Raw genomic sequence first — 15,760 nt, 5'->3', positions numbered from 1 at the left:
TTTTTCATGGGCGCACGCTGAGCGCGTGGCCGCTCGCTCAGCGATAAAGCTTGAAGTCGACTTCCGCAGGCCGGCCTTCAAGCGATAGTGTCGCGCGCGCCGCGGGCGTTCGCGCCACCACCGCGCCCCGCCTCACCACCGCGAGCCGCGCGGCGCGCAGGCGGATCGCTTCGATCGGATCGCGCGCATCGAGCAGTACGCAGTCGGCGTAGCCGCCGGGCGCGATCCCGTAGCCGTCCAGACCGAGGATCTTCGCCGCGTTGACCGTCACCGCATCGAACGAGGCGCGCATCGCATCGACACCCGTCATCTGCGCGACGTGCAGCCCCATATGCGCGACTTCGAGCATGTCCGCCGAGCCGAGGCTGTACCACGGGTCCATCACACAGTCGTGCCCGAACGCGACATCGATGCCTGCCGCGAGCATCTCGGGTACGCGCGTCATGCCGCGCCGTTTCGGATAGGTATCCGAGCGGCCCTGCAGCGTGATGTTGATCAGCGGATTCGCAATCGCCGCAACGCCGGCCTCGCGCATCAACGGCAGCAGCTTGCTCACGTAGTAGTTGTCCATCGAGTGCATCGATGTCAGATGTGAGCCCGCGACGCGTCCTTGAAGCCCAAGCCGGTGTGTTTGCGCGGCGAGCGTTTCAATGTGCCGCGACATCGGGTCGTCGGATTCGTCGCAGTGCATGTCGACGCGCAAGCCTCTCTCAGCAGCGAACTCGCACAGCAGGCGTACCGACTCGGCGCCATCCGCCATCGTCCGCTCGAAGTGCGGAATGCCGCCGACGACATCGACGCCCATCTCGATTGCGCGCTTCAAGTTGTCGAATGCGCCCAGGCTGCGCAAGAGGCCGTCCTGCGGAAACGCGACCAATTGCAGATCAAGATACGGCGCCACGCGCCGCTTCACTTCGAGCAGCGCCTCGACGGCGAGCAAACGCGCATCGCAGACGTCGACGTGCGAGCGAATCGCCAGCAGCCCTCGCGCGACGGCCCAGTCGCAGTACTGCAGCGCGCGTTCGATCAGCGCTTCTTGTGTGAGGTGCGGCTTGAGCTCGCCCCAAAGCGCAATGCCTTCGAGAAGCGTGCCCGACGCGTTGACGCGCGGCAGTCCATATGAAAGCGTCGCGTCCATGTGGAAGTGCGCGTCGACGAACGGCGGCGCGACCAGCAGGCCGGCCGCGTCGATTTCTTCGCGCCCGGTGGCCGCGAGCCGCGGCTCGACGGCGACGATGCGTTGGCCGTCGATGCCGATATCGACCGGCTCGTCTCGAAGTGCGACGTGAGTCGTGAGTGCTGCGCGGCGAATGATCAGGTCCATCGGCGGCTCCCTGGGGCGCTCGTTAGTGTGGGTTCGATTCTAACGATCCTGTTCCCCATCCGGCGTATGGGCGCCCCGCGTAGCGACGCCCGACACATCCTCGAACAACGCAAACTGCCCAGCGCTGGGTCGTCTTCTTCGAGACGCACGCCGACACCCAGCAATCGAACCGGCCGCTTACGCCGCGCCAAGCCTTTTTCAAGCAGCCCGAGCAGCGTAGGGACATGCGTGACATCACCGACGCACTCGACCGTCGTGCGCTGGAAATCCGCGAAACGAATCTTCACATACAGCTTGCGCACGGCAGACGCCGCGCCTGCGCGCACGATCCGTTCGTCGAGCTGCTCGGTCAGGCGCCGGATCTCCGCTGCGCATTCGTCGAACGTCTTCAGATCCGTCACGTAGGTGGTCTCGACGCTGATCGATTTGCGCTCCTGGTCCGCTTGCACCGCACGATGGTCGACGCCGCGCGACAGCTCGTAGAGACGCTTCCCGAACGCGCCGAAGTGACGATGCAGGTCGATCAGCGCCCAGCCGCGCAACTCGAGACATGTCGTGATGCCGAGCTTTTCGAGCTTGGCCGCCGTGACCTTGCCGACACCGTGAATCTTGCGCACCGGCAACGCCGCGACGAACGCATCGATTTCGTGCGGACGCACGACGAAGAGCCCGTCGGGCTTGTTCCAGTCGGAGGCGATCTTCGCGACGAACTTGTTTGGCGCGACACCCGCCGACACCGTCACGCCGACCGTCTCTCGAACCCGCTGGCGAATCTCCTCGGCCATCAGCGTGGCGCTGCCTTTGCAGCGCTCGGAACGGGTCACGTCGAGATAGGCTTCGTCGAGCGACAACGGTTCGACGTCCGGCGTGTAATCGCGATAGATCGCCATGATCTGCCGGGAGGCGACTCGGTACTTCTCCATCACGGGCCGCAGTATCAGCAGCTCGGGACATTTGCGCATCGCAAGCGCCGACGACATCGCCGAATGCACGCCGAAGCGCCTCGCCTCGTAATTGCAAGTCGCAATGACGCCGCGCGCCTCGGGGCGGCCGCCCACCGCGAGCGGCCTGCCGCGCAACGACGGATCGTCGCGCATCTCGACCGACGCATAGAAGCAGTCGCAATCGCAGTGGATGATCTTGCGCACGGCCGCGCCGCTCGCGTTGGAAGGCGCAAGCACGGGCGAAACGGAGTGCGGATCGAGCGGGTTCAAAGTGGTACCACTGTACAAAAATACAGTGGTATTTTCAAGAGAGGCGGCCTGCGCGCCGGAGCGCCTCCGTATCGGCAAAACGTCCGCGATCTGTATCGCGGCAAAAGCCGCCGCTGCGCTTATGCTTGTCGACGGCCGGGCGCGACCGGAAATACGCTACGAATGGTATGAGTGGGAGAACGAAGATGAAGACAATCGGCGTGATCGGCGGCATGAGCTGGGAATCGTCGGCCGAGTACTACCGCCTGCTGAACCGTCACGCGAAGGCGCGCTTCGGCGGACACCACAACGCCAAGAGCCTCATGCTGACCGTCGACTTCGCGCCCGTCGAAGCGCTTCAGCGTGCGGGCGATTGGGCTGCGCTCGGCACGCACATGGCCGAAGCCGCGCAACAGCTCGAGCGCGGCGGCGCCGACCTCGTGATTCTCGCGACCAACACGATGCACCGTGTCTATCCGGCGATCGAAAGCGCCATCACGATTCCGTTCCTGCACATCGCCGATCCGACGGGTGCCGCATTGCGCGAGGCAGGTGTGGAGCGCGTCGGTTTGCTCGGCACGCGCTATACGATGGAGCAGACGTTTTACACGGGCCGTCTTCGGGAGCAGTACCGGCTGGACACGTTGGTACCCAACGAAGCGGATCGCGTCGACGTCCACCGGATCATCTACGACGAGCTGTGTCACGGCGTCGTGAAAGACGAGTCCCGTGCGACGTACCAGCGCGTGATCGGTGATCTCGCCTCTCGCGGCGCGCAAGCAGTGATTCTCGGCTGCACGGAAATCACGCTGCTGATCAAGCCCGAGGATTCGTCGCTGCCGGTGTTCGATACGACGTCGCTGCACGCGCAGGCGGCGGTCGATTGGGCTGCTCGCGATTGAGCAAAACAGTAAGCGCGAAATCCACGATAAGCGGCTCGGTTCGAACCAGCCGCCACGAATACACTGCGCGCAGAAACAACAAAGCCCGCGTGGCGAGATGCCAGCGGGCTTTGTTATGAAGGCTTGGTTGCGGGGGTAGGATTTGAACCTACGACCTTCGGGTTATGAGCCCGACGAGCTGCCAGACTGCTCCACCCCGCGTCAGAGGAAGCGAATTGTACGGGCATGTCATCGTCGCGTCAAACAAAAGCGCCAATTAATTTCGCGTCGCCACGCGAACCACGTTGTGGGCAGCGAAGCGATCGCGTGTCGACACACGCACATCGCTTCGCCAAGCGCCGACAGTCCGGCACTCAGAACAACGCCACTGCCTTCTGAATAGCGATGAAAAGGCCCATGAGGAACGGAATGCCGACCGTGAGCCAGGCGATCAGACTACCGAACCCAAACCTGCCTCGCGCCGCCGTTTCCGCGTTGCCGATCGTGAGGTCCTCATGCACCAGCGCGCGCTCGTGCGCGAGTTCTTCATTCGTCATCCAGTACTTCTTGTCGACTGGCTTCACGAACATATTGCAGACGAAACCAATGGCCAGGAAGCCCGCCATGATGTAGAGCGTCACGTCGTAGATCAGGTTGTGCGCGACGCCGTGATCGATCTGGAACTGCCGGATGCCCGCGATCAGCGACGGCCCGATGATCCCCGCCACCGACCAGGCGGTAAGCAAACGTCCATGAATTGCGCCGACCATTTGCGGACCGAAGATGTCGGCAAGGTACGCCGGCACAGTCGCGAAGCCGCCGCCGTACATGCTGACGATGATGCAGATCGAAGCGACGAACAGCGCCGGCAGCAACCAATGTCCCCATGTCGGCAGCAAGCCATAGAGCGCGATGCCCAGCACGAAGAACGTGAAGTACGCCGTCTTGCGGCCGATCTTGTCGGAGAGCGACGCCCAGAAGATCCGCCCAAGCGAGTTGAAGAGCGAAATGAGTCCGACAAGCCCCGCCGCGACGCGACCAGCGCCGCCTTTTGCACGGCGCTCATTGCCGTGCCCGGTTCGAGCCCGAGCAGCTTCGGCCCGAACACTTCCTGCAGCATCGGACTCGCCATCGCGATCACCCCGATGCCTGCCGTCACGTTCGTGCAAAGCACGCCCCAGATCAGCCAGAACTGCGGCGTCTTCCACGCTTTGTTCAGATGGACGTTCTGCCGCGTGATCATCCCTTTCGACCGATCGTTGGCGGGCGGCGTCCAGCCGCGCGGATGCCAGCCGCTCGGCGCGACGCGAAAACCGAATGCGCCCGCCGACATCGCGATGAAGTAGATCACGCCCATCGCCACGAGCGTCTCGCTCACGCCGGGGATCCCGTTACTCGCGAAGTGCCCCATCAGCGACACCGCGAGCGGCGCGCCGATCATCGCCCCGCCGCCGTATCCCATGATCGCGAAGCCGGTCGCCATGCCGCGGCGGTCGGGAAACCATTTGATCAGCGTCGAGACCGGCGTGATGTAGCCGATCCCCTGCCCGATGCCGCCGATCAACGCCCCCACGAACACGAGCCAGAGCTGATGAATCGATACGGCGAAGCCCATCAGGATCAAACCGCCGCCCCAGCAGCAAGCGGCGACGAAACCTGCTTTGCGCGGTCCCGCGTGCTCGAGCCAGCGCCCCCACACTGCCGCGGAAATACCAAGCATCGCGATAAAAATTTCAAAGATGTGCGTGACCGCGAGCACCGACCAATTGCAGCTCGACGCAAACAACTCGGCGCCGAAACTCTGCGCCGTGCAGGCCGAAGCATCGGCGTTCGAGACGAGCTTCGTCATCGGCAGCCAGAACACCGAGAAGCCGTATGACATGCCGATACACAAGTGAATGGCCAATGCCGCCGGCGGTGCGAGCCAACGGTTGTAGTGCGCGCCTGCGACTGTGCGCTCCCGTGAAAGCAAACCGTCCGGTATTCCCGCGGGTTGCGCGCCTCTGCCTAGTTGAGCGTCGCCCATGCTGCTCCTCCAATGGATCGCGATGCGAACGTTGTCGTTGGGCCGCTTGCGCGGCCGTTTTGTTGTTGCCCCGATGCCTGCCAGATCCGCCAATGGAATGTGTGATTCGAGGGCAATATATGAATTTAAAATTCATATATCGAGCAGATCGACAAGTCATTCTGCGAACGCTAGTGGCTGCTTATGCTGATTGCAATAGGTATCGTCACCGCATATGACGTGAGCAAAAAACGTGACCGCTGGCGTAATTCGACAGACCGAGGCCAAGAGGTACGCGCGCGGAGGTACTATTGGCGGCGTTTAGTGCCCGGCGCGACACGAGTCGCCCGCCATGCAATCCCCGGATCAACAGCTCGAGTCAAGCAATGAAAATAGCGACGTGGAACGTGAATTCCCTGAAGGTGCGTCAGCAGCACGTAATCGATTGGCTCGAACTGAGCCAAACCGACGTGCTGTGCCTGCAGGAATTGAAATTGCCGGACGAGAAATTTCCGCGCGCCGAACTCGAGGCGAAGGGGTATCGAAGCTGGTTTGCGGGGCAAAAGACCTATAACGGCGTCGGCATTCTCGTGCGCGAAGGGCTCGGCGTCGACGAGGCGAACGTGGTGCGCAACATCCCCGGCTTCGAAGACCCGCAGCAACGCGTGATCGCCGTGACGATCGACGGCGTGCGGATCGTTTCGGCGTACTTCCCGAACGGACAGGCGCCCAGCACCGACAAATTCGCCTACAAGCTGCGCTGGCTCGACGCGATGCACGACTGGCTCGCCGGCGAGATGCAGCAGTACCCGAAGCTCGCGCTGTTGGGCGACTACAACATCGCGCCGGAAGACCGCGACGTGCACGACCCGAAGGCGTGGGAAGGACAGAACCTCGTGTCGCCTGAAGAACGTTCGGCATTCGTGCGGCTGATCGAATTGGGCTTCGTCGACGCCTTCCGTAAGTTCGAGCAGCCCGAGAAGATCTTCACATGGTGGGACTATCGGATGATGGCGTTTCGCCGCAATGCGGGCCTGCGGATCGATCACATCCTGCTTTCACCCGCTCTCGCGGCGACCTGCACGGCGTGCGAGGTCGACAAGACGCCGCGCAAGTGGGACCAGCCTTCGGATCACACGCCGGTGATCGCGCAGATCGGGTAGGGAAATCGGGCGGCGCCGCCTCGGTAACGGCGGCGCAATGTGGTCAACGGCAAACGCCTATGCCGCGAACTTTTAATTTCGCTTACGTCGAGAAGCGTCGATGCCGTGTTCTCGAAGTATCCGCCTCAATCGGCCGACTTCCGCACCCAGCGCAATCAGTACGACCGTCACCGAAACAGGAATAAACCAGTCTCCTGCATAGCGATATCCAAACCAAGCACTCGCCGCGACGACAACGCTCAGCAGCAAAAGCGCGGCGCGATCTGCAACCCACTTCTTCATGCCGCAGCCACCTTGGTAGCCAAAATACCGTAGTTACGGCGTGCGCGGCTACCGTTAGCCACTTCTGCATGGGAGGAGATGTGCGATCTAAGATCGGCATCCAGCCAAATGCCTTTCTTCGCCATCACGTCGAACGCGACCTTCGATACGCTCGCTCCACTCGGACAAACCAAGGAATGGCGAGATGCGACGATCAAGCTTCCAATGGCGCCACCTACGTACCACGAGGCATAAAATGCCCCCGCAGCGGCAAGCCATTCACTCACAGCGCCCGCGCCAATAAGTTCTGCGATGGTAACGCGCGAACCGAAGGCTTTGATCGCGGCAACAATCTCCCCAATTGTCATCAGCGCCTGTTGCTGCGTTGAAAACAAGCTTGTTGGTACCGGCAAGCCAAGGGCATCCATGTTCTCCTTGAACGCTTGGTAAAAACCTTTGCAAGCGGCCACTCGCGATCCCTTTTTTGGTGAAAAGGGGCATTTACTCCCATTGTTTGGAGTGACGCTACCTATTTACCTATATAGGTTATCCCTATCCCCTTCTCGCCACCGCTCACCCCGACCCGCCCGCTCTCCCTCACGGCTCGAGATGCAGCTCCTGAATCTTGCGCGTGATCGTATTGCGGCCGATGCCGAGCCGCTCCGCCGCTTCGACCTTGCGGCCGCGCGTGAAGTCGAGCGCTTCGCGAATCACCGCGGCTTCGAAGCGCCGCGCCAATTCATCCATCACGTCGGCGAAGTTCTCGCGCAGGAGCCGCGCGACTTCGGTACGCAGCCCGCTTTCCCAAGCGCTCACGGCTGCGACGCTCGGCACGCCGCCGAGCGTCGAAGGCATCGCCGCCGCGCCCGTAGCCCCATTCGTGCCGGCGTTGCCCGGCACGCCGCTCGCCACCGCAAGCGCCGCCGCGGCGGCGTTCGTGACGATGTCCTCCGTGCCCGTGCGTGCCGGCACGAGATCGGGCGGCAAGTCCTTGATCTCCACCGTCTGCGCCGGCGCCATCACGGTCAGCCAGTTCGCGAGGTTTTCGAGCTGGCGCACGTTGCCCTGAAATGGCAGCGACGCCAGATACGCGAGCGCCTCGTCGGATACGCGCTTCGGCTCGACGCCGAGATCGCGCGCGCTCTTTTGCAGGAAGTGCCGAGTGAGCAGCGGGATATCCTCGCTGCGCTCACGCAGCGGCGGCAGGCGCAGGCGAATTACGTTGAGCCGGTGATACAAGTCCTCGCGGAACAGTCCTTGCCTCACGCGCGATTCGAGATTCTGGTGGGTCGCGGCGATCACGCGCACGTTCGCGCGCAGCGGATTGTGCCCGCCGACGCGATAGAACTGCCCGTCCGACAGCACCCGCAGCAAGCGCGTCTGCAGATCGAACGGCATGTCGCCGATTTCGTCGAGGAACAGCGTGCCGTTTTCCGCCTGCTCGAAGCGGCCCTGCCGCATCGCCTGCGCGCCCGTGAACGCACCGCGCTCATGACCGAACAGTTCGGACTCCAGCAGATCCTTCGGAATCGCCGCGGTATTGAGCGCGATGAACGGCCCGTTCGCGCGCGGGCTATGGCGATGCAGCGCACGCGCGACGAGCTCTTTGCCGGTGCCCGATTCGCCGGTGATCAACACGGTCGCCGCGGAATGCGACAGACGCCCGATCGCGCGGAACATGTCCTGCATCGCGGGCGCCTGCCCAAGCATTTCGGGTGCTTCGGCGACGCGCTCGTCGACGGCATGCGCGCCGCGCAGGCTCTCGTCGACCGCGCGCCGGATCAGCTCGACGGCCTTGTCGATATCGAATGGTTTCGCGAGATACTCGAACGCGCCGCCCTGAAATGCGGCGACGGCACTATCGAGATCGGAGAACGCCGTCATGATGATGACGGGCAGCCCCGGCAGCCGCTCGCGCACGGCCTGCAGCAATTCGAGGCCCGAGCCGCCCGGCATCCGGATATCGGATACGAGCACTTGCGGGCTTTCATGGTCGAGCGCGCCGAGCGCCTCGCGCACATTGGCGAAGCTTCGCGTCGCGAAACTCTCGCGGGCGAGCGCCTTTTCGAGCACCCAGCGGATCGATTGGTCGTCGTCTACTATCCAGATCGGCTTCATATGGTCGGTCAGAAGGCTTTATATGCTGGTTGCTGATGATCAGGTATCGAGCGGAAGCAAAATCTGAAACTCGGTGTGTCCCGGGCGGCTTTCCACTTCGATCAGTCCATCGTGCTGCTGCACGAAGGTCTGAGCGAGCGTGAGCCCGAGACCGCTGCCGTCCTCGCGCCCCGACACGAGCGGATAAAAAATTCGGTCGCGAATGTCTTCGGGAATGCCGGGCCCGTTGTCAATGACATGCAAGTCCAGTGCCAGCTTGCAAAGGCGCTTGGCGATCGTGATCTTGCGCGCGATCCGCGTGCGCAGCTCGATGCGCGCATCGCCCTGTGAAATCCGCTCGCGCAGCGCTTGCGCCGCATTGCGCACGATATTGAGGAGCGCTTGGATCAGCTGCTCCTTGTCGCCGCGAAAGTCGGGCAGGCTCACGTCGTAGTCGCGCTCGATCGTGAGGCCGCGCGGAAACTCCGCGAGGATCACCGCGCGCACGCGCTCGCACACTTCGTGGATGTTCACGTCGCCGACGACATGCGGATGGCGATGCGGTTCGAGCAAGCGATCGACGAGCGTCTGCAGCCGGTCCGACTCCTTGACGATGACCTGCGTGTACTCGCGCAAATCATTGCGCTCGCGCGCGCCGAGCTCGAACTCGAGCAATTGCGCCGCGCCGCGGATGCCGCCCAGCGGGTTCTTGATTTCGTGCGCGAGATTGCGGATCAGCTGCTTGTTGACCGCGGTCAGATCGTGAATGCGCTCTTCACGGTCACTCTTCAAATGTCGTTCGTTCTCGAAGAGTTCGAGCAGCACATAGTCCTGCGCGACTTCGAGAAAGCCGACGATCACATGCACGTGCAGCGGCTCGCGGCCGGGGCGCTCGAGCACGGCATCGAGATGCGTGGCATGGAAACGGTGTTCGGCAATGGCACCGATCGTCGTGACGAGCTCTTCCGCGTTCGTGAAGATATCGGACCACTGCATTTGCGCCAACTGCTTGCGCGACAAATCGAGCATCGACTCGGCCGACGGGTTCGCGAACGCCACGCGCAGCGTGCGCTTGTCGAGCACGAGCACGACGGTCGGCAACGCCTCGAGGCCCGGCAGCAGCCCGGAATTGACGAGCGGCACGTCGTCGGACAGCGATTCGGCCTGCCCTTTCTTCGCTTTGATCAAGTTCTTGAGGACCATCTTTCGATTGCGACGAGGTCAACTCGCTGTGGGCCTGGAGTAAGCGCTAAAGCGCCAACTCCAGGCAACCACACCATGGGGCCGGAGTAAGTGCTGAAGCACTAACTCCGGCCGACAAAAAAAAGGGACGGCGCTGCCGTCCCTTCGCTACCGATCGCAAGCATCGGATGCGCTTCGCCGGATGGTGGGCGAAGCGCACATGGTGCTGATTACAGCGAGTAGTACAGTTCGAACTCGACCGGGTGCGTGGTCATGCGCACGCGTTGCAGTTCGCTTTCCTTCAGTTCCAGATACGCGTCGATCATCGTGTCCGTGAACACGCCACCGCGCGTCAGGAACTCGCGATCCTTGTCGAGCGCGTCCAGAGCTTGGTCGAGGCCCGCGCAGACGGTCGGGATCTTTGCATCCTCTTCCGGCGGCAGGTCGTACAGGTTCTTGTCGGCGGCTTCGCCCGGGTGGATCTTGTTCTGCACGCCGTCGAGACCCGCCATCATCAGCGCCGAGAAACACAGGTACGGGTTGGCCAGCGGATCCGGGAAACGCGTTTCGATACGGCGACCCTTCGGGTTCGAGACGTGCGGAATACGGATCGACGCCGAACGGTTGCGTGCCGAGTAAGCAAGCTTCACCGGTGCTTCGAAGTGCGGCACAAGACGCTTGTACGAGTTCGTGCCCGGGTTCGTGATCGCGTTCAGCGCGCGAGCGTGCTTGATGATGCCGCCGATGTAGAACAGCGCGAATTCCGACAGGCCGGCATAGCCGTTGCCCGCGAACAGATTCTGGCCGTCCTTCCAGATCGACTGGTGAACGTGCATGCCCGAACCGTTGTCGCCGACGACAGGCTTCGGCATGAACGTCGCCGTCTTGCCGTAGGTGTGCGCGACGTTATGGACGATGTACTTCAGTTGCTGCGTCCAGTCGGCGCGCTGCACGAGCGTCGAGAACTTCGTGCCGATTTCGTTCTGGCCCTGGCCCGCCACTTCGTGGTGGTGCACTTCGACCGGAATGCCGATCTGCTCGAGCAGCAGACACATTTCCGAGCGGATGTCCTGGAACGAATCGACCGGCGCGACCGGGAAGTAGCCGCCCTTCGTGCCCGGACGGTGACCCGTGTTGCCGCCTTCGAATTCCTTGCCCGACGACCACGGCGCTTCTTCCGAACCGATCTTGACGAAGCAGCCCGACTGGTCCGTGTTCCACTGGACCGAGTCGAAAATGAAGAATTCGGGTTCCGGACCGAAGAAGGCGGTGTCGCCGAGGCCCGTGCTCTTCAGGTACGCTTCGGCGCGCTTCGCGAGCGAGCGCGGGTCGCGCTCGTAACCCTTGCCGTCCGCCGGCTCGATCACGTCGCAGGTCAGAACGAGCGTCGACTCTTCATAGAACGGGTCGATGAACGCCGTGTTCGGGTCCGGAACGAGCAACATGTCCGACGCTTCGATGCCCTTCCAGCCGGCAATCGACGAACCGTCAAACGCATGGCCGCTCTCGAACTTGTCTTCGTCGAACGCCGACAGCGGCACCGAAACGTGTTGCTCTTTGCCGCGCGTATCGGTGAAGCGGAAGTCGACAAACTTGACGTCCTCGTCCTTGACGAGTTGCATGACGTCGGCCACGGATTTACTCATATCCTTTTCTCCTGATTAATGAAGTCGGCGGTTTCCGCCGTCGCCCAATCTAGCTGATCGACTGCATCGACGCTATAGCAGGTGATCAAAACGATCGCCGGCTGTTAAAGCAGCTTCCGTGCCAAGACAGTGCCGATCTAGCGTAAGTCCTTGTGCACCATGCGTCTCTAAGAAACAGTGACGCCCATTGTTGGATCGTTCGGCTCGCCCAATGCCGGGCAGCCCTGCCGGACCGCACGAAAACAGTGCAATCCCAAAATGATCATTCGATCGGAATTCCATTTTGGTGCATCCAAGATATTTTGCACCATTGCGAAGCATTGCGGCCATCCGAGTGCCGCCACCCTGTCGCGGCGCTCTGTCACGCGCGACGCGCTAGAATGATCTTTTAGTCTGAAGGAGACACGCAGCCATGAGTACGCTCGAACAACTCTATGCGCAAGCCCATAAGCGCCGCGCCGAGCATCAATTGACGTACGCAGGCGCCATCTCGCCGGCCGAGGCATTCGAGCTGCTGCAACTCGATTCGCGCGTGCGCCTCGTCGACGTGCGCACGCGCGCCGAACTCGATTGGGTCGGCCGCCCGGTCGTCGGCGATGGCCAGTATGCTCATATCGAATGGACCCGCTATCCCGGCGGCGTGCCGAATCCCGAATTCATCGATCAGCTGCGCCAGGTCGCCTCGCCCGGCACGCCCGTGCTGTTCCTCTGCCGCAGCGCCGCACGCTCCAAGCTCGCCGCGGTGGCTGCCGCACAAGCGGGCTTCACGGAAGCGTACGACCTGCTCGAAGGCTTCGAAGGCGGCAAGGACGGCCAAGGGCATCGAAAAACGGTCGAAGGATGGTGCTATCGCGGGCTGCCGTGGATCGGCGCGTGAGTGGCGACCGGGCGGCAACTGAGCGGCATCGGGGCAGCGCCTGAGCAACTAGCGCGCAAGCGTGCTGTACCCACCGCTCTGCTTGGCAAGCCGGGCGAACCACGCGGCTCGCCGGCGACGCCGACAAAGCATCGTCGGCGCGGGATATGACAGGAAGATGATGCCGTGCCCGCTCAGGCCGGCTTGCCTTGCAGCGTGTCCGCCTCGACGATGTCCCCGCCGAGCAGGTGCACGCCCTCGCGCAGCTTCACAAACGCCGCCGCCACCGCCTCGGGCTCGCCCTTTACGCCGAGATCGATATGGCGGCGCGCAAACACCCCGCCCCTCTCCGCATCGCCGACGCTCGGCAAGCTGAACACGCGCACGCCCGGAAAGTCGGCTTCGATCTTTTCCATGAGCGGCGTGAGCGTCGATTCCGGCAGCTCGAACACGAATAGCGAACGCTCCGCGTGCGGCGTCTGGTGATGCAGGTCCGCGTACTTGGTATCCAGCACCCATTCGATCATCGGCCACGCCATCACCGGGAAACCCGGCATGAAGTGATGGTCGCCGACTGAAAAGCCGGGAATCTTGTTGTAGCCGTTCGGGATGATCGACGCGCCGCGCGGAAAGACACCCATGTTCAGGCGATGCTGGTTCTCCGGCAAATTCAGGTCGACCGGGTGCGGCGAGCCCGCCGGGTGCATGTCGCGAATCCGTTCGCGGATCAGCTCGGCGGCCTCGGGATGCAGCTCGAGCGGCACGTCGAGCGCGGCGGCCGCGCATTGGCGCGTGTGGTCGTCGGGCGTAGCGCCGATGCCGCCCGTCGAGAACACGATATCGCCCGACGCGAACGAACGGCGCAGCGTCGCCGTGATGCGCTCGGGTTCGTCGCCGATGTATTCGGCCCACGCAAGCGACAGACCGCGCGCCGTCAGAAGCTCGATGACTTTCTGCAGATGCTTGTCGGTGCGTCTGCCCGACAGGATTTCATCGCCGATGATGATGACGCCAAATGCCATAACCGCCTCGCGAGTAATGACGCGCGCCAGCCCTCAAGCCAGGCGCTCGCCGTGAACGTCGGCCTGCTCGGCCCGCAACCGCTGCAGCGCGCGCAAGCAGTAATAGCCGAACCATAACGCCGAAAACACCAGAATGAACGAGTAGATCCAGATCGTCGCCGCGGTGACGACCGGAAACAGCACGATGAGCCATACCGACGACGCCCACAAGAGTGTCGGCAGCGAGCTGAGCAGGCCGCTCGCGATGCCGATCATCAAGAGCGGCAGACGGTGGCGCCGCACGAGCTCGCGCCGCTCTTCGCGGCTCGCGTGCAGCGCGAGCGCGTCGTAGGTCATCACGCGGTAAGTGAGCCAGCCCCACAGGAGCGGCGGGATCAACGCGAAGAACGGCGGAATCAGCCACAGCGGCAGCGTGATCACGAGCAGCACGAGACACACCAGCGTCGTCACGAGCGCGTGCACGAGGCTGCCGAACCAGCCTCCGCCGCGGCGCTGCTCGAGACCCGCGAACTGCCGCAACGACAAGTAGCGGATCACGGCGGGCATCGACAGCATCGCGATCAGCAGCAGCACGCTCACGACGATCAGCGGAATCGCCGCCGCGATCACGAGGAACGGCGCGATCACGGTGTGAAGCGCGGAGAAGCCGACCCAATCGAAAACTTTGTAGAGCGTGTTCGTCAGCGTCCAGCCGTCGAGCCAAGCGTGGGTCGAATCGACGAGCGTCTGCCACGAAAACCACAGAACGACGCCCCAGACGACCGCGGCCACGGCAAACGGCACGAAGGTCAGGAAGAGCATGCGCGGGTGCAGCACACTCGCGAGCGCCCGGCCGAACGAGCGCAGCAAATCATTCATGCGAGCCAGTTTGAAAGTGGAGAAAAGAGAACGACCCGAGTTGCGCGGACAGAATAAACCACTCTAAGCGTAACCGCTAAGAGTGGCTCATCCAGGTGAATGATGGGAAAGGCGAACGAAAGTTCGCCGAGAGCTCGTGAAAATGAGCGTGAAGATAAGCGCGAAGACCAGGAGGCCGCGGCGCCTACGCGCGTCGCCCGAGTTCGAGCCAGCCGAAGCGGAGCCTTGTATCTTTAAGCCGCGGACGCGCCCTTCTTCGGCGACAAACGCCGCGCGATGCGCACGAACGCGAGCCAGTGCTGCGACCAGAATCCTTCGCCGTACGACTCGCCCTCGTACTGCTGGCGAATCCCGGTCGGCTCGACCGCGCGATTCCACGACGCGGTCTTGAACAGCATGTCCCACCACGGGAACAGCACGCCGAAGTTGCACCCGTACTTCGTGCCTTCGTGCCCGTAGCCGACCGCGTGATGCCGGCGATGGAACGTCGGGCTCACAATCAGCCGCTCGAGCAGCCACCCGTAGTTGAGCTTCGCGTTGGCGTGCTGAATGCTCTGCGCGAAGTTGGTGAGCGCCGTGAGCACGACGAACTGCGCCGGCGGCACGCCGATCGCGAGCGCGATCGCAGCGAAGAATGCCGCCTGAATCACGTTGTCGAGCATATGGTTGCGATCGTCGCACCAGAGCGACATCTGCCGCTGGCTGTGATGCACCGCGTGCAGCTCCCACCAGACGCCGAAACGATGCTCCCAGCGGTGGTACCAATAGCCCGCGAAATCGAGCACGACCAGATAGATCACGAACGTGACCCATGGCTGCGAGGTGACGCCGGGCCACAGGTTGTCGAGGTCGATGTTCGAGATGTTCTTGAAGCGCAGCCACGCTTGGAAGTTGTCGAAAATCGGCCGGAACGCGAAGAAGAAGAACAGGTTGAAAAACCCGAGCTTCATGATGAACGTGTACAGCACGTCGACGCGCACGGCTTTGCGATCCTTCCACTTCTCCACCGGCATGAGCGCTTCGAGCGGCCGCAGCACCGCGTACGTCGCCACGATCGTGAGCACGCCGACGATCACCCAGTAGAGCTGGTCGTAGGTGTCCTCGTCATAGTCCATCCAGTTGAACTTGAAGAGCAGCGGCTGGACGACGTCGACGTAGAGCAGCGTCTGCACCGCCGAGACGAAGCTGTCGAGAGACGAGACGATCAGATGGAACATGTGCGGTGCCTGAGCTTGGGTCCGGTTGCTAATGCGGGGTCACGCGCCCAGCGGC

General features: G+C 62.8%; 13 protein-coding genes, 1 tRNA gene and 1 pseudogene. 3 read left to right on the top strand and 12 right to left on the bottom strand.

What is annotated here, in order from left to right:
• Positions 1-37 precede the first annotated feature (37 nt).
• On the bottom strand, positions 38-1,324 hold the full coding sequence (locus FAZ95_RS08480; protein WP_137332039.1) for an amidohydrolase family protein: 1,287 nt from the start codon (positions 1,322-1,324) through the stop codon (positions 38-40).
• Positions 1,315-2,421, bottom strand: coding sequence for a DNA polymerase IV (dinB, locus tag FAZ95_RS08475; protein WP_437437736.1), 1,107 nt, complete (start codon positions 2,419-2,421; stop codon positions 1,315-1,317). The genes FAZ95_RS08480 and dinB overlap by 10 nt, the downstream gene beginning before the upstream one ends.
• Positions 2,422-2,723: 302 nt before the next feature.
• Between dinB and FAZ95_RS08470 the strand changes: the two genes are divergently transcribed.
• Positions 2,724-3,419 carry an aspartate/glutamate racemase family protein gene (locus tag FAZ95_RS08470; protein WP_137332038.1) on the top strand — a complete coding sequence of 232 codons (696 nt, stop codon included), beginning with the start codon at positions 2,724-2,726 and terminating at the stop codon, positions 3,417-3,419.
• Between the two features lie 124 nt (positions 3,420-3,543).
• On the opposite strand, the gene FAZ95_RS08465 is transcribed toward FAZ95_RS08470, so the two are convergent.
• Together FAZ95_RS08465 and FAZ95_RS08460 are read right to left on the bottom strand one after the other, a co-directional pair.
• Positions 3,544-3,620 (bottom strand) — tRNA-Met (locus tag FAZ95_RS08465).
• Positions 3,621-3,772: 152 nt separating this feature from the next.
• Positions 3,773-5,424, bottom strand: a pseudogene (locus FAZ95_RS08460) (OFA family MFS transporter).
• A gap of 365 nt (positions 5,425-5,789) precedes the next feature.
• Between FAZ95_RS08460 and xth the strand changes: the two are divergent.
• Entirely contained in the window at positions 5,790-6,566 is a 777-nt protein-coding gene (gene xth / locus FAZ95_RS08455; RefSeq protein ID WP_137332037.1) for an exodeoxyribonuclease III, read from the top strand.
• Between the two features lie 72 nt (positions 6,567-6,638).
• Here the strand turns inward: xth and FAZ95_RS08450 are convergent, their stop codons facing one another.
• From FAZ95_RS08450 to glnA, 5 genes are all read right to left on the bottom strand, one after another.
• Complete coding sequence (locus tag FAZ95_RS08450) at positions 6,639-6,848, bottom strand: hypothetical protein (RefSeq protein WP_137332036.1); 210 nt, start codon at positions 6,846-6,848, stop codon at positions 6,639-6,641.
• The gene (locus FAZ95_RS08445) at positions 6,845-7,255 is read right to left on the bottom strand and encodes a hypothetical protein (RefSeq protein WP_137332035.1); all 411 of its coding nucleotides are present in this window, start codon (positions 7,253-7,255) and stop codon (positions 6,845-6,847) included. The genes FAZ95_RS08450 and FAZ95_RS08445 overlap by 4 nt, the downstream gene beginning before the upstream one ends.
• A gap of 169 nt (positions 7,256-7,424) precedes the next feature.
• On the bottom strand, positions 7,425-8,945 hold the full coding sequence (gene ntrC / locus FAZ95_RS08440; protein WP_137332034.1) for a nitrogen regulation protein NR(I): 1,521 nt from the start codon (positions 8,943-8,945) through the stop codon (positions 7,425-7,427).
• 39 nt (positions 8,946-8,984) lie between these two features.
• A complete protein-coding gene (gene glnL / locus FAZ95_RS08435) occupies positions 8,985-10,127 on the bottom strand; it encodes a nitrogen regulation protein NR(II) (protein ID WP_137332033.1) in 1,143 nt (380 codons plus the stop codon).
• A gap of 209 nt (positions 10,128-10,336) precedes the next feature.
• The gene (gene glnA / locus FAZ95_RS08430; protein ID WP_137332032.1) at positions 10,337-11,752 is read right to left on the bottom strand and encodes a type I glutamate--ammonia ligase; all 1,416 of its coding nucleotides are present in this window, start codon (positions 11,750-11,752) and stop codon (positions 10,337-10,339) included.
• Positions 11,753-12,164: 412 nt separating this feature from the next.
• Between glnA and FAZ95_RS08425 the strand changes: the two genes are divergently transcribed.
• Positions 12,165-12,629 (top strand): rhodanese-like domain-containing protein, encoded by a 465-nt coding sequence (locus tag FAZ95_RS08425; RefSeq protein WP_137332031.1) that lies wholly within the window; start codon positions 12,165-12,167, stop codon positions 12,627-12,629.
• A gap of 173 nt (positions 12,630-12,802) precedes the next feature.
• On the opposite strand, the gene FAZ95_RS08420 is transcribed toward FAZ95_RS08425, so the two are convergent.
• From FAZ95_RS08420 to FAZ95_RS08410, 3 genes are all read right to left on the bottom strand, one after another.
• Positions 12,803-13,630 carry a competence/damage-inducible protein A gene (locus FAZ95_RS08420; RefSeq protein ID WP_137332030.1) on the bottom strand — a complete coding sequence of 276 codons (828 nt, stop codon included), beginning with the start codon at positions 13,628-13,630 and terminating at the stop codon, positions 12,803-12,805.
• 33 nt (positions 13,631-13,663) lie between these two features.
• Positions 13,664-14,488 carry an EI24 domain-containing protein gene (locus FAZ95_RS08415; protein ID WP_137332029.1) on the bottom strand — a complete coding sequence of 275 codons (825 nt, stop codon included), beginning with the start codon at positions 14,486-14,488 and terminating at the stop codon, positions 13,664-13,666.
• A gap of 233 nt (positions 14,489-14,721) precedes the next feature.
• The gene (locus tag FAZ95_RS08410; RefSeq protein ID WP_137332028.1) at positions 14,722-15,705 is read right to left on the bottom strand and encodes a sterol desaturase family protein; all 984 of its coding nucleotides are present in this window, start codon (positions 15,703-15,705) and stop codon (positions 14,722-14,724) included.
• Positions 15,706-15,760: the final 55 nt, after the last annotated feature.

The organism is Trinickia violacea (assembly GCF_005280735.1).
GTDB classification, from domain to species: domain Bacteria; phylum Pseudomonadota; class Gammaproteobacteria; order Burkholderiales; family Burkholderiaceae; genus Trinickia_A; species Trinickia_A violacea.
The sequence above is the reverse complement of the archived record's forward strand: the minus strand, read 5'-3'. Positions and strand labels throughout refer to the sequence as shown.